Genomic DNA, 23,118 nt, shown 5'->3' with positions numbered 1-23,118 from the left:
AGTGGATTCCATACATCAAGTTAGAACCAAAGCTACCCTTCAGCCATAATTGTGACTTTTGACTTACAATACTTGTACTATGCTTTTTTCAGCTTGGTTCTACTTACACAGCAAGCTCTGCAAGTAGAAACCTTCAATGTAGTTGGGCGTTTTATCTACAGATAACGACTTCTCAAATGGTCTTTGAAGTATTGCGCATTCAAGGTTTCGCCCGTTGCACCTTTCACCAAGTCATCAGTGGTCAGCAGGCTGCCTTTGCTCCAAATGTTTGATTCTAACCAAGTGAAGATAGGGGATAGGTCACCGCTTTCAATCACAGAGTTTATATCTACCGTTTTCTTCATTGAAGCCATGAACTGCGCCGCGTACATCGCACCTAATGTGTACGATGGGAAGTAACCAAATGCGCCGTCTGTCCAGTGGATGTCTTGCATACAGCCGTTAGTGAAGTTGCCTTGAGTGCTTAAACCAAGGTAAGACTGCATCTTGGTATTCCATAACTCTGGCACGTCAGTGTGTTTGATCTTGCCGTTGATCAAGTCACGCTCAATCTCGTAACGCAGGATAACGTGTGCAGGGTAGGTGAGTTCATCAGCATCGACACGGATGAAGTCTTTCTTCACGCGCGTGTAAATCTTCTGGAAGTTTTCTTTCTCAAATTCTGAGCCTGAGAATTGCTGACCAGCCAAGTTCGCTAAGTGTCCAATGAACGGGTCGCTGCGGCCGACTTGCATCTCGAAGAATAAAGATTGAGATTCATGAATGCCCATAGAACGAGCTTCCCCCGCTGGTTGTCCTGCTAGGTGTTTTGGTAAGCCTTGTTCGTAACGTGCGTGGCCTGTTTCATGCACAATACCCATTAAGCTTTGAACGAATTCCGCTTCGTCATAGCGTGTTGTGATACGCACGTCTGAAGGCACGCCGCCACAGAATGGGTGAACACTTTCATCCAATCGGCCGTGTTCAAAATCGAACTGAAGCAGCTTCATGACTTCTAAACCCAGTGCTTTCTGTTTCTCGGTCGAATAGATACCTGATGGTGCGTTAAATTGCTCGCTCGATTGTTTTTCGATCACTTCATCAATTAAACCTGGAAGCCAAGTTTTAACGTCTGCAAATAGGGTATCAAGTGAAGTAGAGCTGGTGCCCGGTTCATAAATATCCAGCATCGCATCATAAGGCGTTAGATTGGCTGCGTCTGCGCGAATCTGCGCTTCTTCACGAGAAAGCTCAACCACTTCACGCCAGTTCTTTTCGAATCCAACCCAGTCGTTGTTACCGCGTTGGCTACGCCACGCATGTTCACATTTTGAACCCGATAGAGATTTCGCTTCAACCAGTTTTTCTGGAAGTAGGTTTGCTTGTTGCCACTGGCGTTTTATTTCACGAAGTGACGATTGTTGCTCGTTGTTCAGCGCTTCATTTTCAGCGTCTGCAATCCAATCGCCAAGCTGTGGTTGAGTCATTAAGCCGTGAATATGAACAGAAAGCTCGGCCATCGCTTCACTACGAGCTTGGTTACCACCTGCTGGCATCATTGAAGCTTGGTCCCAACCACAAATAGAGGCTAGGTGTTGAAAGCGTGAACATTTTTGAGAGTGTTCGACTAGTTTTTTGAATGCGCTCATTTGACTACTCTTAATTTGGTTTCTTTAAATGATCCTTAGGGCTGTGTCAGCGTTAAGGCTCATCTCTCATGTACTTTTATTATGGCTCTGCTTTTTAAAGACGCTGACTTTCGGAGTCGAAGATATAGCGAGAAAAGCATGAGGCGGTACGATGCCTTGAATTTACTATTTTTTAACAAATTAAACTGTTCTATTGTGCACAAAATCAGTGAGTTGTATAGCTGGTGGCAATTGTTGCTTGCGAATTGTTCAGATACACGGTATTGATGATAGATCGCTGAACAAGAATGACAATGATATGGATATTTTGAACTTTGAGGCATTTCTAATTGCCATCACTATTTTAACGCTAACGCCGGGCTTAGATACGGCTTTGGTGATTCGCAACACCAGCCGCTCTGGCTTAGCTGACGGTTGTATGACGAGCTTTGGTATTTGTAGCGGCTTGTATGTACACGCGTTTTTCTCTGCTGTGGGTATATCTGCAATCCTCGCCCAATCCGCTGAACTCTTTCAAGCCGTTAAGATGGTGGGTGCGGTTTACCTCATCTGGCTTGGCTTAAGCAGTTTACGAGCTTTGATGAAAAACGGTGGCGGTTTGAAAGTCGGTGAACAAGCTCAGCAAGCATACAGCGCCAAGCGTTCTTTGCGTGAAGGCTTTCTGTCTAACGTTCTTAACCCAAAAACAGCAGTTTTCTATCTGGCCTTTTTACCTCAATTTGTAAATCCTGAAGGTTCGCCTTTATTGCAATCTATGGTGATGGCTTCGGTACACTTTATGATTGCGATGGTATGGCAATGTGGTTTGGCTGGCGCTCTTAATTCCGCTAAAAACTTGCTCAAAAACGCGAGTTTTATGAAGTGGATGGAAGGTGTGACGGGCATGGTGCTGGTGGGACTAGGTGTTAAGCTTCTGATGGAAGAGCCTGTGTAGTTCACCGTTTTCCAGTTGAACATGAATATATGAAAGCCCACGATGCGTCGTGGGCTTTGTGCTTTATTACTGGTAGATCTTTGTACCGATCTTATTCAACAGCGCAGTTATTCAACGACGCTAATGTTCATCTCAGCACCTTCGAAACCTAAGTCACTCAACTCATCGGCGTTAAAGTTGGTGGTAACTTCGATGTCGCCAATGCGTTCACTGGTTTCATTAGCCGAATCAACACTCCTTTTGCTGCGTAGATTGTTAGTGATTGGTGTTGCTTGTCCAATTTCAATAGTACCTGCAAATTGAGATTCAGCGTAGAAATCACCAGACACGTAAGAGTGGAATGGGCGCAAGCTTCCGCCTGTTGCGTATTGCATGCTTGATAGTCCAGCTTCTTTAATCGCCCAGCCCCAATCCCACCATTTTGTTTCACCTGGGATGTAACGGTGATCCCATTGGTAGCGAATGTCGGCAGATTCACTGCTGCCACGACCCATGGTGAAGGTATGAGCCTTGTATGGGCGGTTATCTGGATGGGAGTGCCACGCGTTGCCACCCCAACGAAGGAAGCCGTTGAATTCAACATCGTAGCTAATATCGGCGTTGAATCGGTACGGGTAAGAAATGCTTGAACGATACAGCTCAACTCGAATCGGTAGCTCCGAATTTGCAGGAACCATAGGACGAGCTTGGAGTGTTACTTGTTCGCTAGTGGAGTTGCCATTTGTTTCAGCGAAGCTTTGGTTAGCCTCGAACTTAACGGTGAGCTTAGTTTCGCCAACCAAAGGCCACTTGAAGGTGTTTTCTGTTTGAACGCTTTGTGAGAATCCATAGCTGTTCGTTTTCGACCAGTTTGTTGATTCGTCTACTTTTAGGTCGACCACCACTTGTTGTGCGATGTTGCTGTTGTTTCTTGCCGTCGCGTAAACCGTTTTCACTAGTTCACGATCTGACTCGACAACATCACCATGCCAAAAGTTGTCATCGTTAACGGTGTAGGCAAAATTGTCGACGGTGATTTTGGTTTTTTCATCACAGCGATAGCCACTACAAGAACCATTGTTATTTCCTTGTATTACCCAGCTGTCGCCAGAGCGCTTTATCGTCATGTCTTCGCCAACATACTGACTGTTATTACCGCCAACCCAAGCGTAACCTAGGTTGTGAGCTAAATAGCTTAATGGGCGAATAAAATCGGTACGGTTGTTTACTAATTCATACTGAACATCGATTTCGCTGCCTTCCTGAACCGATTTGGCGGAATAGTTAGGGATTTCAGATTGGTCGTTGTTTGGGTAACAGAACGTTGACCCACTGCTTGATTGCTTAATTTCGCCATGATAACCAGGCCCCATGATTACCCAGTTTCCTTTTAACCCGGTGATCTGCCAAGTGCCCATACGAGCGACCAAAGCACTCTTCTGCTCTTCGGCTTCATAACGGTCTATAGGGCGATAACCAGACCGACATACATCTTCACCAAGTTGGTCAAACACTATTTGGTCTGGGTAAATCTTCGCATTTACACCGGTTGATAGAACAGACAACACTGCGGTTGCTAAGAGACTTCTGTTTACTGTGATCATTAACAATTCCCTCATTTGTAATTTTTCTATTTTGATAATGTTTTGTGTGCCGTGCAGTTAACAAGACAAGTTCACTTTTTCATGTTGATAAATAGATAGATACTGAAAAGGGTTGAATTAAATTACCCATTAAATTCAATGTCTTGTATTGTCATTAGTGTTTTTACGGTGAAAGAGTATGCAACTGAACGTAAATTGTTTGATGGGGCTCAAACCGTTTTTAGAAAAATGAAGACCCATTATTCGGGCTTAGACGTCAAAATTATTTGACGTTATTTTTGGCGACTGTATGAATGGTTAATTGGAAGAACAGATATAACCATTCACAATGCTCGTAGTTTTAAGGTGGGCACGTAGTGAGTGACAAGGAGTAAAAATCTAACTTGAATATCTTGATTTGCTATCGGTATTTAAAATGTAAACACTTAAAGTAAGGAAGACGGTAATAATTGCATTACTGATAGAACAATGAAAATAACCATCCGTTTTCTATGTGTAATATAGGTAAAGCTTGCTATTTGATAATAGGGTACTTGTTACTAGTGGCTAAACTATCTCTAATTATCGTTTGGCCAGAAGTTGTGTTCGGCCTGTATTACACGTTTTAATGATGGCGAATAAATCATTCGAACTTAAGATATCAATCTTTACCGTTAATGGGTCATTGTTGATTAACAGGTAAGGCGACAATCGGCTGTCATTCATTGTTTTATTTATTTTTTGCACAGAGACTAAGTCGATGGTGCCAGAAATAGAAAAGAAAAGTGATTGCGAAGGGCGGGCTGTTCCCCTGAATCGCAGAACAAGTGGGTCGGGCATGTTGTCGTCTTGAACGGACATCAGGTGTAGCACCTTGTTGTTACTTATTTTCGTTTACCCGTCGGTACGTAATACATTGTCATTCACTATCAGGTCCACCACGCTATGTTGGTAGCGATGCTCTTCTTTTGGTTGGGGAGAAGGGATACTCCATATGCCAACCAATAAAACGAATGCAGAAATGAGCGCAACGATTGGCATCATAATTGACCTCTTTCTAGGAATAGGGCCAGTTCGGTACTGGCTTGATCTAGTTGGGTTGGCGAGTAAAAGATGTTGACGGACTGGCGTGTGGCTTTGTTGAGAATAGAGAGCTCTGAATACTCCGCTTCTTCGCTAATGTACGCCACACAATCACATTGATACTGATAGAGAATGCTTTCTAGCTCTGGCGTCATCGCCATTTCAGGGGCTTGGAAAACTTGTATTTGACCTATCCATTGCTCACTGAGCCGGTTAATGGGATTGATCTCGCTGAGGTTTCTCTCATTAACCTTAGCAAAAGCCAATAGCGCTGATGCTAACAGTAAGCAGCCAGTGGTGAAGTAGCACAACTTGTTTCGGCTTTCAGCTGTGGGGAAGTAAGCCGAAGAACTTTGTTTAGGGTTAGGCTTAGGTTCGACTGCAACTGCTGCACCGATAGCAATACCGTTATTGCCGACGGGTATTAGGTTGCTCGCAGCAGCAAGGGGAGTTGTGGCTGCATTATTGACGGGCGAGTCGATTACCACGCACTCATCGATAAGGCGGTAGCCCACCTTAGGAACGGTGACGATTGGGGTTTCTTTGATGCCTAATCTAACGAACCCTTGGCGCAGTAGACTTATACTTTTCGCTAGTGACGTATCCCCGATGAACTCGTTTCCCCAAGCGAAGCTAATAATATCTTGTTTGTTAACAATATCGGGTGAGTTTTTATGTAATAACTCCAGAACTCGAGTTTCACGGTATCCTACTTTAATAGAACGTTCATCGTTATAAATACGGTTTTTAATCGGGTCGAATCTGATCATATAGCCAACGTTTTATTTTTATTATAATTCTCTCTACAATGTAGATGACTATAAACTGACTAATATATGAATTAAAGTCACATGTTTTATTCTTCTGGTTTTTTGTGTTGTTGAAACAAAAAAGAAATTTAATATGTTTGTGACAAAACGCCTGACACCAACGCACAATCTGTTAAATATAAGTAATATCTAATTAAGTGTTGGTTTTATTAGTGTCCTTTTTAGTAGCCTTCTATTTGCTTTATTAAATCGCATAGTAGTCGATTTAATATTCTTGTTATTTATAAGGGCATATGTGCTGCATAATAATTTAAGACGTTTCGCTATGTGATGAAAATAAAAAGCCCGCAGTTGAGTGCGGGCTTGGTATTCAATCAATTCAGGTTACGCTTTAACTGCTTCACAATCTTTTGAAGAAGTTAACGGTTTGAAGAATAGCTTGGTTTCTTCGATAACAACGTGGCGCAGCAAGATAAGCCCGATTAGGTTCGGAATTGCCATTAGGCCGTTCACGATGTCGGCTATTATCCAGATCATGTCGAGCTTTAAGAATGCACCAGAAGCCACCAAGGCGATGAAGATAATCTTGTAAGGTAATACTGCTTTGGTACCTAGCAAGAACACAACACAGCGCTCACCGTAGTAGTTCCAACCTAAAATTGTTGTAAACGCAAAGAAGATTAAGCCAACAGAAACCAACATAGGGCCAAGGGTGTCTGCATTCAAACCAACAGCGAATGCGTGAGTGGTCATCGCAGCGCCAGAAAGGTCCGTCTGCCAAGCACCCGTTAAGATAAGTGCCAAGCCTGTCATCGTACAGATGATGATGGTGTCGAAGAAGGTACCTGTCATAGAGACAAGTCCTTGTTTCACACATGAGTCTGTTTTAGCCGCTGCTGCAGCCATTGGTGCGCTACCTAGGCCTGATTCGTTCGAGAACACGCCGCGAGCGATACCTGATTGGATAGCAAGCATGATGCTCGCGCCAAAGAAACCACCGGTTGCTGCTGTGTTGGTAAACGCAGAAGTAACAACAAGGGTAATGGCATTCAGTAGTTGGTCTGCATTTGAAATCAGAACGCTTAAACACGCGACGACGTACATCACCGCCATAGTAGGAACGACTTTCCCTGCTACTTTAGCGATAGATTGGATACCACCAAGGGTTACCACCGCCACTAATATCGTAAGAACGACAGCAGACATCTCTCGAGAAGCGCCAAATGAGATTTGAGTTGCGTCTAAGATAGCGTTGACTTGTGGGAAGGTACCGATACCGAAGCAAGCAACACCGAGCGCGAAGACAGCGAACATTACCGCCAAGATTCGTGAGCCGACACCGTATTGCAGGTAGTACATTGGGCCGCCAACCATTTCGCCATTGCTATCGGTTCTGCGGTATTTAACGGCGAGTAGACATTCTGCGTATTTGGTCGCCATACCAAATACAGCGGCAAGCCACATCCAGAATAGGGCACCAGGGCCACCAATCTTGATTGCGGTCGCTACACCAACGATGTTACCTGTACCAATGGTTGCTGAAAGTGCAGTACACAAAGCGGCGAAACTCGATACGTCACCCGTACCAGATTTGTCTTTGCTGAACACCATTTTCAGTGCGGTTGGGAGGTGTCTAAACTGGAGTAAGCCTAAGCGAAAAGTAAAGTAGATACCTGTACCCACTAGCAGAATAAGCAGCGGTGGTCCCCAAACGAATTGGTTGATGGTTTGTAGTGTAGCTTGTAGGTGGTTCATAGATTCCCCTTAATAAATTAAAAATTTAAGGAGAAGAGGGAAGGCAGTGCAGATCGCAGGGATCGGGAGCACTACTTAATACATACGGATTTCTAGATAGAATTCTTTTGTTAATTAAGGCTGTTGCTTTCCACTCCTCTGTCCTTTTGCCTGAGAGTTTCACTTAGTGAATCACTTATAGATAAGTAACGGGCACTAAGCTTGCTCCTTCGGCGACCGATCTAACGGTTCTCTCCAGAGGTTCCTCCAACGACAGTCCTCACTTTTCTGGATTTCTCCAGCATAAAGCACCTGAAAGATTTACTTCTTCGGCGGGTCAATCTAACTAAATGTTAATATTTAGTTAAAAACCACTCTCCTGCAGTCTTCATCGGAACAATTACCTAAATAATTAGGTAATCTGTAGGCGTATCCTAGATCATATAAAATGTGATGTCAGCTACAAAATATCTGTTTGCACAAATGTTGTTCAACTAAATGATCAAACAACGAGTCTCTGACGTAACTTGCTTATTTAAATGGTATAAAATAGAGAAACAAGGAGGAGTTATGACTCGACTAATAGCGATTGTTTTTTTATTGGCTTTGGCATTTGTACTATTTCGTTACCGGACAAACGAAAAACTGCAAAAATGGGTAGTGATAGTTATCGTTAGCAGCTTCCTTTTGTATACTGCCAGCTTGATGATTTCGGAGTTAACTCGTTAAACCTGCCTGTGAACAGGTGGGATGAATGTGTTAGCAGAGCTTAAGTGCTTCTGGCTTGAGCGATAGGTTTAACTGAGCCTGCACTATCAGTATTGGCATTCGTGCCAGTGACCGCGTAACGTTAAACAAATTTTTGGGAGTACCCGCTAGTGAACCAGCAATCTGGACAAAGCGAACAAGATGAAGTGGTTGTTATTGAAGAACGCGATAAGCGCAGTCAGCTCTATATCGGCATTGCTGCGGTTATAGGTTTAGCTCTGGGTGGCTTAATTGGTTCTACAGTTACGGCTTCTAAGTGGGAGTCCACTTATCAGGTACTCGAAACTCGTTATCAAGAACTGCATGACAGCAGAGCACAGTTGATGACATCCGTTGAAACTAAAGTGGCAAAAGTTGATACCGAAATCGATGCGAAAGTAGAAGCCGCTCTAGTGAAACAAACGGAAGAGCATCAAAAAGAGCTCCACGAATTAGCCAAGCAGTCTTCGGTTTTAGAGAAGGCGAACTACTCGTTAGAGCAACAGCTAAATGAACAGAAGCAAACGTTAGAGCAAACTCAGCAAGACAACCAGAAACTTAATCGTCAGGCTGACATGCAATCGACTTTGTTTGAGCGTTCGCGTGAAGTTTTCCGAAAAGAATTGCAGATTTCTCAAGAACTTGAAAAGCTTGAGAAAGAAAGAGAACAACTCGAGCAAAACCTTGGCTCTCTTAAGAAAGCGTGTGACGTTTACTTAGATGGCACATCATGGGATGCGAAATCTGACGCGTGTGAGAAGCAAGATAACGCTAACTCTCGACTGAGTGATATCAGACAAATGATTGAAGTCCACACCATGGATCTCAAGCAGATCAAAACGCTAACCGAAGAGATGGGTTTATAGACCCAAACCTTTAACTCATTCGTCTTTATCTATAGCTATTCAAACGCCCACATCATGAAAATGATGTGGGCGTTTTCGTTCTAGTTGGTTTATTTCTGCTACTAATCGGTTTCGTAGCATGGCTAATAACCGTTTTCACACGATTACCAAGCTATTCGTGATTAGAGCCGTAAAATGGTTTTAATATGTGATTAATTGAATACTTGGTGACTTTGCACGCATATTTATAGGGTTGAGAAACAGCATAATAGTGGTGTTCTAGGATGAACACGCGGTCTGTTGTCATTTTGTGATTAGACCATCTCAATAGACAGGGATTAAACCATGAATGAATATCTGTGTGAGAACTGTACCGTAGCCTATTGCTTCGATGATTGTAATTCGCCATTAGCGCAACGAGAAATGATTGAAGTAGAAGAGCTGGTGGAGCGCAAAAAAGTAAGCCAAGATCCTGAACGGCTTGAACAAGAAAATCCAGATACAAAAATCCCTACGAGCTAAGCCTTAAGCCAGTAGGGATTTTGGATAAGTTGCAGTCCTGTTCTCGCTTTCTCAAGCAAAGGGTCTTACAAAAATTTTTAGAACAGTTTCGTTTATAGAGCTGTGTCGTTTCTTAGAATCCAGTTAGCTACTAGAGCAACCTCATTCCACTAAACGTTATTTCTCATACGTTTTAATTTCGCCTGATTTCACACGAGCAACAAACGATTGCAGTTCTTTCTTCACAACTGGCATCAAGAAGTACAGACCAAGAATGTTGAAGATAGACATCGCAAAGATAGCTGCATCAGAGAAGTCGATTACCGCGCCAAATTGAATCGTGGCACCAATAACAACGAACACACAGAACATCACTTTAAAAATCAGCTCCGTTGTTTTGCCTTCACCAAATAGGTAAGTCCAAGCTTTAAGACCGTAGTACGACCAAGAGATCATGGTAGAAAACGCAAACATGATTACCGCGAGAGCGAGTGTGTATTTGAATACTTCTGCCGTTTCAGTAAACGATGCAGCAGTCAGCGTTACACCTGTTAAACCAGAACCATCGAATGGACCTACGTTTAAACCAGCGATAGTGATAACCAATGCGGTCATTGTACAAATGATTACCGTATCAACGAACGGTTCTAATAGTGATACTAGACCTTCGGTGATTGGTTCTTTTGTTTTAACCGCTGAGTGAGCGATAGCTGCTGAACCTACACCTGCTTCGTTCGAGAACGTTGCACGTTTCAAGCCTTGAATTAGCGCACCAATAAATCCACCAACAACACCTTCACCAGTAAATGCACCTGTAAAGATTGCGCTGAACGCAGGGCCAACTTGATCAAGGTTAGAACCGATGACAATCAGAGCCATACCGATATACAGAGCAGCCATCCAAGGAACAACTTTTTCTGTTACCGATGCGATAGAAGGCATACCACCAACAATCACAGAGAAAACTAAAGAGGCAAGTACAAGGCCAGTGATCACACCGTATTCACTTGGTACATCAAATGCGTAAGTTAACATGGCGTGTGCTTGGTTAGCTTGGAACATGTTACCGCCGCCCAATGCGCCTAAAATACACATTAATGCGAAACCAATAGCGAGCACTTTACCTAGTCCGCCTAAACCTCTTTCACCCAGACCTTGGCTTAGGTAGTACATTGGACCACCCGAAACAACACCTGAAGGTAGGATAGTTCGGTATTTCACACCTAAGGTACACTCACAGAACTTAGAAGCCATACCCAGAAGGCCACACAAGATCATCCAGAATGTCGCGCCAGGGCCACCAATCGCAAGTGCAGCACCTACACCGGCAATGTTACCAAGCCCGACAGTACCAGAAAGCGCCGTTGTTAACGCTTGAAAGTGAGAAACCTCGCCGTCCTCTTTAGAGTTAGGATCGGTATACTTACCTTTGATAATGTCTATCGCCATGCCGACACGTTTAAATTGAACAAAGCCAAAATAAACAGTGAAGATGATCGCAGCGAGCAACAGCCAGCCAACAATCACTGGGAAGTTAGCTTCACCAATCGGTACACTTTTAAATATCAGCCCAACGAACCAACCTGTGTATTCGTTGAAAAAACCATCAACACTTTGACTTAAGTTGCTGATAGCTTGGTTAAATGATCCTTCTTCTGCAAATGCACTGGAACTAAACAATAATATAAACCCAAAAAATAATTCACGTATGTTTTTCATGGTTTTCCCTGTCTTTTTAATAAATTATGTTTGTTGCTGTTGTGTTTGTTTTCTATTTGATTTGTATATCTCAGTGGTTTATCTACTTCATTCGACGGCAACATAAACGGCTGTAGCTAGGTCGAAAAACGAAATAAATATAAGTACTGATCTTGCTTTGTATGGATATCCTTTTGGTATGTGCACCAATAAGACTATGGTATTCGGGCTACCAAGTCCTACTGATAATCCTATACATAAAAATAATGCCAACAAAGAAATTTTTACAATAAATTTACAGTTGTTCGGGTTTTGTCATCATTTGGGAATAAGTCGATGCTTTTTATGCTGAGAAAAGCATATGCAGTAGCTGCTATAGAGTCGGGTGAAGGAGAATTCAGAGTGATGGGCTGGAGGGACATAGAGGGCGCGTAGGGGATTTCGAGTATTCGATATGTTTTCGAGGTGTATAAACATTCTAAGGCTGAAAGTGTATTCGGATCTTAGGATATTAAAAAAGCCCTTTATAAGAGCTTTTTTGATGAGCGGAAAGCATGACTACTTTCCGATAGCACATAAAACTAAACGGCTCGATCACTATTGCTATTGCCAACCGTGCTTTTGCTGGATTTGTGGTAGAGCTTAAGTGCCAATAACGAACCCCACAACAAAACTTGTCCCCAGAGTAATGTCCATTGAGATGCCACTTCTTGCCAAGATGCACCCATCTGATTAAGTGCTAAGAAGCCTTGGATAGCCGGTGTGCTTGGGAATAGCTGTGATAACAGAACTAACCATTCAGGCATCATTTCAACTGGCCAGATAAAACCTGAAGAGAAGATCAGTGGCATTGAACTGATTAACACTACTACCGTGACGAGTTCTCTTCGTGGTACTAACTCACCAATCAAAATCCCTATCAAACAACTGGCCAGTAAGAAGGGCAGAAGTAAGGTTAAGATCTGTGTTGTTGAGGCGATCTGGTTTATCCCATACATCGAAAAGCTAGCGCCGAAGTAGTACATCGACAACAAATAATAAATGCCGACTAAGGTAAAACAGCGAGCAAGCATCAGTTTCGCTGGAGAGGTTTTGCTCCAGTAACCAAATGTCGATTGAGCATTTTGGGTCGCGCCAACTAAACCAGAAGCCATGGCTAAGGTTTGTTGCAGGATCAAAACAAAGACGGCTGGAACCACGTAATCGATGTATCCCATGTGACTATTAAACGTTGGTTTCAGGTTCAAGCTGAATGCACTGTAACCTTTGGCTGCCGATTCTAAAGGCACACCTTCGACTAACAAATGGCTGACCTTAACTTGCGCAGCTAACGTACCACCGGCCTTGGCAAGCCCTTCAACAATGGTTCCGTAGACCAAGAAGTAAGAAGCATCACCAGCGTAAGAAAGTGTCGGGCTCTTACCGAGCAGCAAGTCTTTATAGAAGTTTTCTGGAATGACGAGGAACCCACCAATCTCTTGGTTAAGTACGGCTTGTTTCGCATCGGCGATGGTGGAGTCTCGACGAACCAATTCGATTTGAGAGGTGGCATCCACCATACGCTCTAATTGATAGCTGCTTTGACTCTTATCCAAGTTCACAACCGAAGCTTTCAGTTGTTGAGGAACTTGATTCGCGTAAGGCAATGGATACAAGAATGAATAGAAGACCACACCACCAAACACCGTAAGAAGCACGACAGGGTTGCGCAGTACCGCTAAGAGCTCTTGCTTGAGCAGTTGAGTAAAGCTCATCGTTTTACTCCTTGTTGTGCTGATGCTTCTGGCTGTGTTGACGGCGTTGTTTTTGCTGATATAGCTGTTTTTGCTGATAGACCTGTTTGTGTCGATAGATCTGCTTGTGCAGTTAGAGTTGATTGCGCCAAGTGTTTCTTAATTAGCAACATTACCACGAAAGCAGGAACTGCATACCACAACATAGAAGAGAGGCTGATCAAAGACTGTGCTGCGCTCACACCATAACTAGACTGCGCCGTTTGTACTTCGATGTAATGACTCACGGGCAATAAGCTTCTCCAAATTTGAGCAGCTGTATTCATGTCTGTTACTGGAAAGGTAATACCCATGAACGCAAAGCTTGGTGCCGTAAATGCGCCAGCGAAACTCATCGCCCTTGCTGGATCAAGTGTTAAGAAGAAAAACAAACAACCCATAATGATACAACTGATCACGGTTAGCAGTTGGGCAATAGTCAATGCCACAAAGCTGCCGTTAAATGGCCAGTCTAAGAGCACATAGAACCAAAAACTAAACGCGATACCAAACATCAAAAACAAGACAAGGTAGGGCGTTAATGTTGATGCGAGTGACTTCATAGGGGCGTTGGATAACCAAGCGTGAAGCCCACGAGCTCTAACGTTCGCCGTCAAAACCAATATCGTGCCCACCACAATCATGATCTGCCACAGTGCAGGAATAACCGCAGACACCAAGAACTGTGCATAACTGGTGTTCTTGTTGAACAGCGGCGTGATCTGGCTTTGTACCGTTACTGCTTGGCCTAATGCGGATTGCACCGTGGTATCACCGTGTGACAGCTGTTTCACGACTTCAAGTTGCGCGTTAAAAGTCCCTTGAGCCTGCAGCAAGGCAGAGTTCACCAGCTTACCGATTAAGATAAATTGGCTGTTATAGAATACAGACACTTGCGGATTCAAGCCGAGCAGAAGGTCTCGGTCGAAGTGCCTTGGTATCACAACATAACCATAGATATCACGTTCGATCATCGCTTTCGCCGCATCACTCGCAGAGCTGTATTTCTGAGTGACTTGCAGCGTAGGTGACGCATCAACAAGGCGTGTGAACTGTTGCGAGATTTGACTGTGCTCAAGGTCGACAACTGCGACCGGTAAGTCACGAGCGATCCCTTGTGAAAAAATCAGCCAGATACTGGCAGCAAGCAGCAAAGGAATCCAAGTTAGGCAAGACAACAACCATTTGTCTTTGCGGACAATCGCCCACTGCCGAAGCAAGGTATTCTTCGCTCTATGATGCTCAGTTGATTGCGAGCCTCTAGATTGCGATCCAGTATATTGAGAGTTAGCAGACATAAGTCACCTAAAGCTCAACCACTAGGCTCATGCCCATACGCAGTGTTTCGCTCGTATCGACAGGGTGTGCTTCTACTTCAAAAGTACGTAAATCGAAGCCTTGTGCTGCGTCTGTTGAGCGCCAAGTTGCGAAATCACCCATTACGGCGATGTGAGTTACTTGGAAAGTTAATGATTTATCCAGAGCCGGTAGGTACGCCTCAAACTGGCTGCCTTTCTCGAAATGCTTAAGCATGTCTTCACGAACATTGAGCACAGCCCAAGCATCCTTGGTGTCGATAACAGTCACAACAGGGAAGCCTTGTGGTGCAAGTTCTCCACTGCTCAATAGAACCTGAGAGACTTCGCCATTAAACCAGCTGTGGATCTGTGTGTCTTTTGCGTAAGCTTCAACTTCCGCTACCGCACCCGCTGCCATTAACGCTTTTTGAGCGGCGGCCACTTTGGTTTCGTCACGCGCACCTTCTTGCGCTAATTGATACATTTGGAATGCAGCGCTTTCGGTGTACTTCGCCGCTTGCCACTGTGTTTTGGCTTCATCACGCTTCTGCTCGGCAACCACACCATCGTTGTAAAGGTTGTTTACACGTTGGTAGGTTTTGTCCATCAGATCGGCAGCTGCTTTGGCTTTCAACCATTGGTCTTTAGCCGCTTGAATCTGTTGAGTACGCGCGCCATTCTCTGCTTCTTGTGCTAATGCACCAGCGGCTTTCTGACCAGCTTTTGCTTGCTCTAGCTTCGCATCAATCTCAGGGCTTAGTAGAGAGAAGATCAATTCGCCTTTTTCAACCGAATCGCCTTTGCGCACGAATATTTCATCAATTCTGCCAGGTACTTTCGATGAGATGCTGTATTGCTGCACATCGATTTGACCTTGAAGCTTAACCGGCTGAGGTTGATAAGCTTGATAGAAACTGTATCCGACCCAGCCAATAACGCCGATACCAACTAAAGATAGAAGAAGGGGCTTAATAGGTTTCATGAATTATCCTTTTGACTGGCTAACGGTGTCTGTTTTTGAGTCGAAATCAGACGGAACAGAGGAGGTTAAGTAACTCGAGTAAGCATTCATTTCGCTGGTTAGCGCTAACAGCTTGTTGAGAGAGATTAGGTATTTGAAGCGAGCAGCAGATTGCTGGGTTTTAATGCTCGCAAGATAAAGCTCGGCATCAACCACTTCTAATGAGTTAGATAACCCTTGTGTGAAGGCTTTTTTACGAAGTAATAGGTTTTCCTGAGCTAAAAACAAGCTCGAGTTTAGGCCTTGAACCTCTTCAATGGCTTGGTTTGCTTCAAGGTAAGTCTTTTGTACCAACACGGTTAAGTCTTGCTTAGCTTGTGACTTAAGGAATTGAACCTGTGATACGGCACTGTGAGCCGCAGCGACTTTGTCGGAACGGCCAGAGGTATCAAGCAGTGGCACATTCACACCAATGCCAACCAACCAATCGGGTTTCATTTCACTGGCTAGAGAGTCATCTTCATACAGGCTGTAATCACCATAAAGGTAAACCTCTGGGTAGTATTTACCTTTCTCGGCTTTAATTAAGCTGCTTGCTTGTTTCTCTTTTGCATCAAGAATCTTAAGGCCGGGGTAGGTCATGAGTGTCTGGTCAATGAACACGTCCATATGAGGCAGGTTCTTATTGATAAACAGTTGTTCAGAGGGTTCTACACTTTCATTTTGACCAAGGATTTGGGTCAACGCCAATTGCGCAATTTTAAGATCGTTCTGAGCTTTCGTGCGCTCTACAATCGCTTTATCTAAAGAAGCATCGGCTTGTAGGCGTTCTACTCGGGCGATTTGTCCTTGCTGTTCAAGCTTGATGGCGAAATCACGATGCTGAGTTAAGCCTGCTTCAACGGCTTGACGCGTTCTCACCACGTCTTCCGCTAAGATCACCGAGAAGTAATACTTACTTAAGTCTTCGTAGCGAGCTTGTTTCTCCATCAACAGTTGGCTTTGCGCTTCTTCGCTTTTACCTTCAGCGGCATTTTGCGCAGCGGTTATTCGACCACCAGTGAAGATAGGCCACACAGCACGAATGGAAGAGCTAAAGATGTCTTGTTCGGTAATGGTAGAGGTGATGCCACCTAACTGAGCTAAGAAGGGAGCAAATGCTGGATTTACGCCGCTTAAGCTGTCACCGAACTGTTCACCATTAATCGTCACATCACTATCAAGGTGCGTGTAGTTAGCCCCTAAGGTAATAGAAGGTAGATTAAGGCTACTTGTTGAGTTCTGAAGGTGTTGATAACGTTCAACGTTGGCTTGTTGAGCCGCAAGTGAGTTGTTGTTTTCTTGCAATATTTGCCACGCTTCAGAAAAAGTGAGCGGAGCTGCATAGCCTGGCGAAGCCATAGTGCCGAGAAGCATACTGGCGATCGCAAGGTATCGGAATTTTGGTTTGGTCATCTGCATTAAATACCAATTAGAGTATTAACTCTAATGTTAACAGGGCGATAGTCATTTGTCTTGAATAGATTGTCTCATATGAATAGAAATTTTCATAACTCGTTAATCAAGTGTAAATAAGATTGAGTGACGTGAATATCAAAGATAAATGAAACTTAAAAAGCACGCATAAGCGTGCTCTTTAAGTTCAGTATAGAAGTGTTTTTACAAAATGAAGTGGCTTATTTAAAGCTAGGACAATGGTGATCGGCGCGCCATACCAATTGTCTTGAACCTTGCATTGTTTGTAATAAATCTCTCCCTGACATTTGCGGGAATGCTAACAATACCTTGAGATCGAGTGGGGAGGTGCCATCTTTCTCATAGGCTCTTACGTGAGTAAAAGTCGATTGTAAGTGTTTGAACAGCATAGTCTTAGTAAGACAAATTCCAAAGTTATCGCGTTTCATTGCCTTGTTTCCTTTTCAACAATGTTTATACGTTATGTTTGTTATCCTGTTTCTATTGGACGTTGCCACTGATCGATACTTCCTGCTCATCAATGTTTTATTATTGGGTGATGCTTTTATCAGTCACCTCTTCGTTGTCTGGCTAGCCGAGTTTGAAATAGCGATGGATGAATAGGGGAGAATACTTAATCCGTTTGTTCATCATTCGCAACGGCGAGCGTGCAACTTTTAGTTATAGATACGTCCAGCGAGCGAAGGGTTGTTGCTATTTTGTTAATCGAAGTTTCGATTCAAAGCGCGGTCTGAAAATCATGACCTATGGCTTAGCAACAATAAACTTCTTCATATGCAACCATTATAATTGTATTTATTTTAAACAACCTAAAAAACACCTAAAAGCTTAGTGATCTAGCTCAATATTTATTCGTTTATTTTGGTTTTTAAGCTAATCAGTCCTAAAAATGAACGATTAATCGAGATGAACAACGTAAAGGATTATCAATTAACAATCTGCTCAATTATTTAGTTGAGTAGCAGTCACAAATTCACGTCCCTAGAAAGGTCATGCGATTAACTTGGTGTTAACATTGATCGTCTAACACTAGGGACGGTGGAATATGAAATGGAGCAGTATCAGTTTCCGTAAAAGGTTACTGATTATCATGACGGTCACTGGCCTCGTTGAACTTTTGATTCTTGCAGCGGCTGGTTTTTACTACATCAAACAATCTCAAGAACAAGAGATGGGTTTGAAAGCGTTAGGTGTTGCTGAATTTCTATCTGAATCGCCACTTGTCACCAGCATTATTCAAGAAAATGGAACGTTGGACCCTGATGGCGTTCCCTACGTTTTGTCTGAAAAAACCCAAGTTAAATTTCGTAACCTTACTCAGCTCATTGGCGCGGCGTTTATCGTTGTTGGAGATGATAAAGGTATCCGCCTGATTCACCCTTACGATGACAGGCTCGGCAAACCCATGCGTGGTGGCGATAACCAAAAAGCATTGGTATTGGGCGAGTCTTATGTGTCGACAGCCAAAGGATCGCTGGGTTTTTCAGTTCGTGGTAAATCCGCGGTAAAAGACACCCAAGGTACCGTTATTGGTGTGGTGTCAGTTGGTTACTTATTGGATTCGTTGCAAGATCGAATCGAACCTTACTTAGCCTTTTTGATTGTGATGGCGTTGCTGGTGGTTGCGGTCAACGCTTTGATTTCGAGTTATGTATCTCGCCGTTTTCAACGCGCTATTTTGGGCTTTGAGCCTGAAGAGATAGGCCGGTTGTATGTTGAGCTAGATGTAACCATGAGTACCGTGAAAGAGGGCATTCTGAGCATCGATAAGCACGGCATTTTACGTTCAATTAATAAGAGTGCCTGCGATATTTTATCGATAGACAGGGATAAAGCACTCAATCAACAGCGCCTTTCTGATGTATTGCCAGGCAGTGATTTAGAACAACTGCTATCAACCGGCGACACCGACCACGATGTTGAGTTGTATTTAAACAATAAGCGAATCATTGCTAACCGAAGCCCGATTATAGTGGCAGGTGAGGTGGTCGGGGCGGTATCGAGTTTCCGATTACGAGATGAAATCAACGATTTAACAGACCAGCTCTCACAAACCAAAGAATATGCTGATCTACTGCGTTCACAAACCCACGAGCATCAAAACAAGCTCAACACCATCAGTGGCTTGATTCAGATGGGCGAGCTGGACTCTGTTCAACAATTGATTGGTCAAGAAACCGCTCATTACCAGAGCTTAATTGAGTTCTTAAGAGAGACGGTGAAAGACCCTCTTATTGCAGGCATGCTTTTAGGCAAAACAGAGCGAGCTCGAGAGATTGGGTTAGAGCTTAAAGTGGAAGAGGGATCAAGGCTTGAAGCTCTGCCTAGCTGGTTAAACGCGGATGACGTTGTCACAATTCTTGGCAACCTGATTGATAACGCCTTTGACGCCACCATGACGGCGATTAAGCAAGAGGGTCAAATTGCGCCAGCGCGTCGGGTTATTGAAGTTTCAATCAGTGATTTTGGTAATGAAATTATCGTAGAAGTAGAAGACAAAGGGTGCGGTTTGCCGAAAGAGTTGGCGACCAAAGCACTTACCGAAAAAGGCGTATCGAGCAAAGCGAAGCAAAATCGTGGTGTGGGTTTGTATCTGATAAAGCAGCTGGCAGACCGATATCAAGGGCAGCTTGAAATGGTCGACAACCAAGATTTTGGCACGCGAATGACGGTTTATTTGCCAAAAGAAGAACAATAATAATTAAGCACGAAGCGATCTTGTGAAGATCATCGTGACGGAAAAAACATGGTTAAAGGAAGAACATAAATGAACGCAATCACGAGAGTCATGGTCATTGAAGATGATATTGCGATTGCAGAGCTACACCATCGTTATTTAGAACAGATGGGTGGCTTTGACGTGGTCGGCATTGCCACTACACAGTCTGAAGCGCTGATGCAACTGGACATCTTAAAACCGAATTTGGTGTTATTGGATGTGTATCTGCCGGACGGGTGTGGGCTCGATATTCTTAATCACGTAAGAGGGAGCAATCAAGGCTGCGACGTTATCTTGATTACTGCTGCTCGGGATGTCGATACGCTGCAGCAAGCAATGCGTGGTGGGGTGGTCGATTATCTATTGAAACCAGTAATGTTCCCTCGTTTGGAAGCGGCACTGAAAAAGTATCAATCTCAACAGCAAGAGTTTGAAAGTGTGTCGGATTTGAATCAAGGTTTGGTTGATAAGATGCTGCAAGCCAATGCCAAAGCGGACTCTGGAAAAGTATCCACCTTACCCAAAGGCATTGATGGCGTAACGTTGGATAAGATCAGAGCCATTTTTCAGCAAGCTGATGCCGTTAATATTACCGCCGATGAAGCCGGAGAACGAATTGGTGCTAGCCGAACCACCGCCAGACGCTATTTAGAATTTTTGATTACCACTGGTGAGTTAGTCGCAGACTTAAATTACGGTACCGTAGGTCGCCCGGAGCGCTGCTACAACAAAGCGCAAAGATAAACACGACACCATCAAAATAAATATAAAGCCAGTTGAATAAGCTGGTTTTACCTTTTTCTCCCTTTCCTATTGCTCACTCCACCGACCAGATACCGTTCTTTCTTGACTACACTGTTTGAGAATGCCGATTTGCTTCTCCCTCGGGTCAAATGAACGGAACTATCGATTAGAATTTGTTCGAAATGAGTCAATATTTAATCGATTGCTTTCACAGTGGTTGATGTAAATCAAATAGTCATAGACAATACTGTCCCGAATAGAGGTGATAGCTTTCACCCTCGTTTACCAAACGCATTCTCAAATTTAATAGGCGCTTACTATTGATGTAATAGTTAAGACCTATTATCTATTTTCGTATGTCGCTGATACCTTTGGCGAATACTAAAAACCTTGTTTTTATAGGAAAGATGATGGTAATACCTGAAAACAGCAGCATCGTTATTTTTGGTGCGTCGGGAGATCTAACTTACCGCAAGTTAATTCCTGCTCTATACCACCTGTATGCTAGCAATCAACTACCAGAATCCTTTGCGATTCTTGGAGTGAGCCGTACTGAGTACAGCGATGAGTCTTACCGTGAGAAGCTGAAGAAGTCTCTTCAGGAAATGGAAAAAACTGAACCAGAGACGCTGAATGCATTTATTGAACATCTGCATTACCAAGCGATCAATACTTCAGATGTAGACGACTATGCTCGTTTAGCACAACGTCTAGACAAGCTTGAGCAAGACTACCAATTCGAAAACCATAACACATTGTTCTACTTGGCAACCCCGCCAAGCCTATACGGTGTGATTCCAGCAAACCTTGCTGCGCATGGCCTTAACGATGAATCGAACGGCTGGCGTCGTCTGATCATCGAAAAACCATTTGGTTACGACTTAGCATCAGCTCAAGCGTTGGATGAAGAGATCCATCATCACTTCCAAGAACACCAGATCTACCGTATCGACCATTACCTTGGTAAAGAGACGGTTCAAAACCTTCTAGTGCTTCGTTTCTCAAACGCGATGTTTGAACCACTGTGGAACCGTAACTTCATTGAATACGTTGAAATCACAGGTGCTGAGTTCCTTGGCGTTGAAGAGCGTGGCGGATACTACGACGGTTCTGGCGCAGTTCGCGACATGTTCCAAAACCACCTGCTGCAAGTGCTAGCGATGGTAGGTATGGAGCCGCCTGCACAAATTAACGCTGATTCTATTCGTGATGAAGTGGTTAAAGTGCTTCAGTGTCTGAAACCATTAGAAGAAGATGATCTGCGTAAAGACTTAGTATTAGGTCAGTACACAGCATCAGATGTTCGTGGTCAGCACCTACTAGGTTACCGTGAAGAGCATGGTGTAGCGGATGATTCTCGTACCGAGACTTACATCGGCTTGAAAGCTCACATCAATAACTGGCGTTGGAATGGTGTTCCTTTCTACGTACGTACAGGTAAACGCTTACCAACACGTGTGACTGAAATCGTGATTCACTTTAAGAACACGCCACACCCAGTATTTGGTCAAGATGCACCAGAGAACAAGCTGATTATCCGCATCCAACCGGATGAAGGTATTCAGATGAGCTTTGGTTTGAAAGAGCCAGGCGCAGGCTTCAAAGCAAAAGAAGTGAAAATGAACTTCTCTTACTCTGACTTGCCTGAAACTCAGATGCTGACGGCTTATGAGCGTCTTCTTCTTGATGCACTGAACGGTGATGCGACTCTGTTTGCACGTACCGATGCGGTAGAAGCATGTTGGAAGTACGTTCAACCAATCTTAGACTTCAAGCAAGATCCTCAAGCACTGTTTGGCTATGCTTGTGGTACTTGGGGTCCACAGGAAGCAGATGAACTTCTGCAACGTGATGGCCGCGCATGGCGTTTCCCATGCAAAAACTTAACAGACACGGATTACTGCGAACTATGATCAATCACAAGATCTTTGCAACGCCTGAACTGGTTGTTGAAAACCTAGCAAATGAAATGAAAGCATACAGCGAGCAGGGCAAACCTGTTCACATTTCACTGTCTGGTGGCAGCACGCCAAAAATGCTTTTCAAACTTTTAGCACAGGCGCCATACGCGGAAGGTATTCAATGGAATAACCTTCACTTCTGGTGGGGCGACGAACGTTGCGTTGTACCAGACGACGCTGAAAGCAATTTCGGTGAAGCAAACGCGCTCTTATTTTCAAAACTAAAAGAGTTTACTCAAGTAAACCTTCCTGCTGAAAACATCCACCGCATCCGTGGTGAAGATGAACCAAAAGCAGAAGCAGAGCGTTTCGCAAAAGAGATGGCAGACGTAATCCCAACAGAAAACGGCACGCCTGTATTCGATTGGATTCTGCTTGGTGTTGGCGCAGACGGCCACACAGCTTCACTATTCCCAGGTGCAACCAACTACCAAGATGAGAACCTATCTGTATTAGCTTCTCACCCTGAGTCTGGTCAAATCCGTGTTTCTAAAACAGCGAAAGTTTTAGAAGCAGCAAAACGAATCAGCTACCTAGTACTGGGTGCAGGTAAAGTTGAGATCGTTAAAGAAATTCATACAACTCCTGCTTCAGAACTGCCTTACCCGGCAGCGAAAATCCAGTCTAAAACTGGCGAAACAGAGTGGTTCCTAGATTCAAATGCAGCAAGTGCTATCGCATAAGT

The 23,118-nt window shown here is 43.8% G+C and carries 17 protein-coding genes, 1 pseudogene and 1 riboswitch; of the genes and pseudogenes, 7 read left to right on the top strand and 11 right to left on the bottom strand.

Translation table 11 applies throughout. The annotated features are described in order from the left end of the window. Positions 1–155: 155 nt before the first annotated feature. Entirely contained in the window at positions 156–1,628 is a 1,473-nt protein-coding gene (locus AB4371_RS13860; RefSeq protein ID WP_372150136.1) for a carboxypeptidase M32, read from the bottom strand. Positions 1,629–1,926: 298 nt separating this feature from the next. Between AB4371_RS13860 and AB4371_RS13855 the strand changes: the two genes are divergently transcribed. Next, positions 1,927–2,562 carry a LysE family translocator gene (locus AB4371_RS13855; RefSeq protein WP_372150133.1) on the top strand — a complete coding sequence of 212 codons (636 nt, stop codon included), beginning with the start codon at positions 1,927–1,929 and terminating at the stop codon, positions 2,560–2,562. A 107-nt stretch (positions 2,563–2,669) separates the two neighbouring features. On the opposite strand, the gene AB4371_RS13850 is transcribed toward AB4371_RS13855, so the two are convergent. The 4 genes and pseudogenes from AB4371_RS13850 to AB4371_RS13835 all read right to left on the bottom strand — a co-directional run bounded on the left by AB4371_RS13850 (position 2,670) and on the right by AB4371_RS13835 (position 7,732). Next, positions 2,670–4,145 (bottom strand): aerolysin family beta-barrel pore-forming toxin, encoded by a 1,476-nt coding sequence (locus AB4371_RS13850; RefSeq protein ID WP_372150131.1) that lies wholly within the window; start codon positions 4,143–4,145, stop codon positions 2,670–2,672. Positions 4,146–4,706: 561 nt separating this feature from the next. Continuing rightward, positions 4,707–5,168, bottom strand: a pseudogene (locus AB4371_RS13845) (hypothetical protein). Then, positions 5,165–5,977, bottom strand: coding sequence for a transcriptional regulator (locus tag AB4371_RS13840; RefSeq protein WP_372150128.1), 813 nt, complete (start codon positions 5,975–5,977; stop codon positions 5,165–5,167). The pseudogene AB4371_RS13845 and the gene AB4371_RS13840 overlap by 4 nt, the downstream one beginning before the upstream one ends. Positions 5,978–6,361: 384 nt before the next feature. After that, complete coding sequence (locus AB4371_RS13835; RefSeq protein WP_048606947.1) at positions 6,362–7,732, bottom strand: sodium:alanine symporter family protein; 1,371 nt, start codon at positions 7,730–7,732, stop codon at positions 6,362–6,364. A 128-nt stretch (positions 7,733–7,860) separates the two neighbouring features. Next, positions 7,861–7,980: riboswitch (glycine riboswitch) on the bottom strand. A gap of 609 nt (positions 7,981–8,589) precedes the next feature. Here AB4371_RS13835 and AB4371_RS13830 point away from each other — a divergent pair. Beyond that, positions 8,590–9,324: a chromosome partitioning protein ParA gene (locus tag AB4371_RS13830; protein WP_372150126.1), complete on the top strand. Its 735-nt coding sequence runs from the start codon at positions 8,590–8,592 to the stop codon at positions 9,322–9,324. Between the two features lie 324 nt (positions 9,325–9,648). After that, the gene (locus tag AB4371_RS13825; RefSeq protein ID WP_372150124.1) at positions 9,649–9,825 is read left to right on the top strand and encodes a hypothetical protein; all 177 of its coding nucleotides are present in this window, start codon (positions 9,649–9,651) and stop codon (positions 9,823–9,825) included. 156 nt (positions 9,826–9,981) lie between these two features. Here AB4371_RS13825 and AB4371_RS13820 read toward each other — a convergent pair whose 3' ends face one another. The 6 genes from AB4371_RS13820 to AB4371_RS13795 form a co-directional block, all read right to left on the bottom strand. After that, on the bottom strand, positions 9,982–11,523 hold the full coding sequence (locus AB4371_RS13820; protein WP_017059723.1) for a sodium:alanine symporter family protein: 1,542 nt from the start codon (positions 11,521–11,523) through the stop codon (positions 9,982–9,984). Positions 11,524–12,083: 560 nt separating this feature from the next. After that, complete coding sequence (locus tag AB4371_RS13815) at positions 12,084–13,256, bottom strand: ABC transporter permease (RefSeq protein WP_372150122.1); 1,173 nt, start codon at positions 13,254–13,256, stop codon at positions 12,084–12,086. Beyond that, positions 13,253–14,572, bottom strand: a complete 1,320-nt coding sequence (locus tag AB4371_RS13810) for an ABC transporter permease (protein WP_372150120.1) — start codon at positions 14,570–14,572, stop codon at positions 13,253–13,255. The genes AB4371_RS13815 and AB4371_RS13810 overlap by 4 nt, the downstream gene beginning before the upstream one ends. 7 nt (positions 14,573–14,579) lie before the next feature. After that, positions 14,580–15,554 carry an HlyD family secretion protein gene (locus AB4371_RS13805; RefSeq protein ID WP_017070946.1) on the bottom strand — a complete coding sequence of 325 codons (975 nt, stop codon included), beginning with the start codon at positions 15,552–15,554 and terminating at the stop codon, positions 14,580–14,582. A gap of 3 nt (positions 15,555–15,557) precedes the next feature. Beyond that, complete coding sequence (locus AB4371_RS13800) at positions 15,558–16,994, bottom strand: TolC family protein (protein ID WP_372150118.1); 1,437 nt, start codon at positions 16,992–16,994, stop codon at positions 15,558–15,560. Positions 16,995–17,209: 215 nt separating this feature from the next. Continuing rightward, positions 17,210–17,437 carry a hypothetical protein gene (locus AB4371_RS13795; RefSeq protein ID WP_009846577.1) on the bottom strand — a complete coding sequence of 76 codons (228 nt, stop codon included), beginning with the start codon at positions 17,435–17,437 and terminating at the stop codon, positions 17,210–17,212. A gap of 617 nt (positions 17,438–18,054) precedes the next feature. On the opposite strand from AB4371_RS13795, the gene AB4371_RS13790 reads away from it, so the two are divergent. From AB4371_RS13790 to pgl, 4 genes are all read left to right on the top strand, one after another. Then, positions 18,055–19,707, top strand: coding sequence for an ATP-binding protein (locus AB4371_RS13790; RefSeq protein WP_372136874.1), 1,653 nt, complete (start codon positions 18,055–18,057; stop codon positions 19,705–19,707). A 69-nt stretch (positions 19,708–19,776) separates the two neighbouring features. After that, positions 19,777–20,472 carry a response regulator gene (locus tag AB4371_RS13785; RefSeq protein ID WP_017069356.1) on the top strand — a complete coding sequence of 232 codons (696 nt, stop codon included), beginning with the start codon at positions 19,777–19,779 and terminating at the stop codon, positions 20,470–20,472. A gap of 410 nt (positions 20,473–20,882) precedes the next feature. Next, a complete protein-coding gene (gene zwf / locus AB4371_RS13780; RefSeq protein ID WP_017059714.1) occupies positions 20,883–22,385 on the top strand; it encodes a glucose-6-phosphate dehydrogenase in 1,503 nt (500 codons plus the stop codon). Continuing rightward, the gene (gene pgl, locus AB4371_RS13775) at positions 22,382–23,116 is read left to right on the top strand and encodes a 6-phosphogluconolactonase (protein ID WP_017066266.1); all 735 of its coding nucleotides are present in this window, start codon (positions 22,382–22,384) and stop codon (positions 23,114–23,116) included. Before zwf ends, pgl begins: the two co-directional genes overlap by 4 nt. Positions 23,117–23,118 lie beyond the last annotated feature (2 nt).

This window comes from Vibrio sp. 10N.261.51.A3 (genome assembly GCF_041471965.1).
In the GTDB taxonomy this organism is placed as follows: domain Bacteria; phylum Pseudomonadota; class Gammaproteobacteria; order Enterobacterales; family Vibrionaceae; genus Vibrio; species Vibrio crassostreae_C.
This window is presented reverse-complemented; position numbering and strand designations above follow the sequence as displayed.

Bases quoted from the DNA above. Each gene is read 5' to 3' on its own strand.
- AB4371_RS13860 (WP_372150136.1), bottom strand. From the start codon at position 1,628: ATGAGCGCATTCAAAAAACTAGTCGAACACTCTCAAAAATGTTCACGC.
- AB4371_RS13855 (WP_372150133.1), top strand. From the start codon at position 1,927: ATGGATATTTTGAACTTTGAGGCATTTCTAATTGCCATCACTATTTTA.
- AB4371_RS13850 (WP_372150131.1), bottom strand. From the start codon at position 4,145: ATGATCACAGTAAACAGAAGTCTCTTAGCAACCGCAGTGTTGTCTGTT.
- AB4371_RS13840 (WP_372150128.1), bottom strand. From the start codon at position 5,977: ATGATCAGATTCGACCCGATTAAAAACCGTATTTATAACGATGAACGT.
- AB4371_RS13835 (WP_048606947.1), bottom strand. From the start codon at position 7,732: ATGAACCACCTACAAGCTACACTACAAACCATCAACCAATTCGTTTGG.
- AB4371_RS13825 (WP_372150124.1), top strand. From the start codon at position 9,649: ATGAATGAATATCTGTGTGAGAACTGTACCGTAGCCTATTGCTTCGAT.
- AB4371_RS13820 (WP_017059723.1), bottom strand. From the start codon at position 11,523: ATGAAAAACATACGTGAATTATTTTTTGGGTTTATATTATTGTTTAGT.
- AB4371_RS13815 (WP_372150122.1), bottom strand. From the start codon at position 13,256: ATGAGCTTTACTCAACTGCTCAAGCAAGAGCTCTTAGCGGTACTGCGC.
- AB4371_RS13810 (WP_372150120.1), bottom strand. From the start codon at position 14,572: ATGTCTGCTAACTCTCAATATACTGGATCGCAATCTAGAGGCTCGCAA.
- AB4371_RS13805 (WP_017070946.1), bottom strand. From the start codon at position 15,554: ATGAAACCTATTAAGCCCCTTCTTCTATCTTTAGTTGGTATCGGCGTT.
- AB4371_RS13800 (WP_372150118.1), bottom strand. From the start codon at position 16,994: ATGCAGATGACCAAACCAAAATTCCGATACCTTGCGATCGCCAGTATG.
- AB4371_RS13795 (WP_009846577.1), bottom strand. From the start codon at position 17,437: ATGAAACGCGATAACTTTGGAATTTGTCTTACTAAGACTATGCTGTTC.
- AB4371_RS13790 (WP_372136874.1), top strand. From the start codon at position 18,055: ATGAAATGGAGCAGTATCAGTTTCCGTAAAAGGTTACTGATTATCATG.
- AB4371_RS13785 (WP_017069356.1), top strand. From the start codon at position 19,777: ATGAACGCAATCACGAGAGTCATGGTCATTGAAGATGATATTGCGATT.
- zwf (WP_017059714.1), top strand. From the start codon at position 20,883: ATGGTAATACCTGAAAACAGCAGCATCGTTATTTTTGGTGCGTCGGGA.
- pgl (WP_017066266.1), top strand. From the start codon at position 22,382: ATGATCAATCACAAGATCTTTGCAACGCCTGAACTGGTTGTTGAAAAC.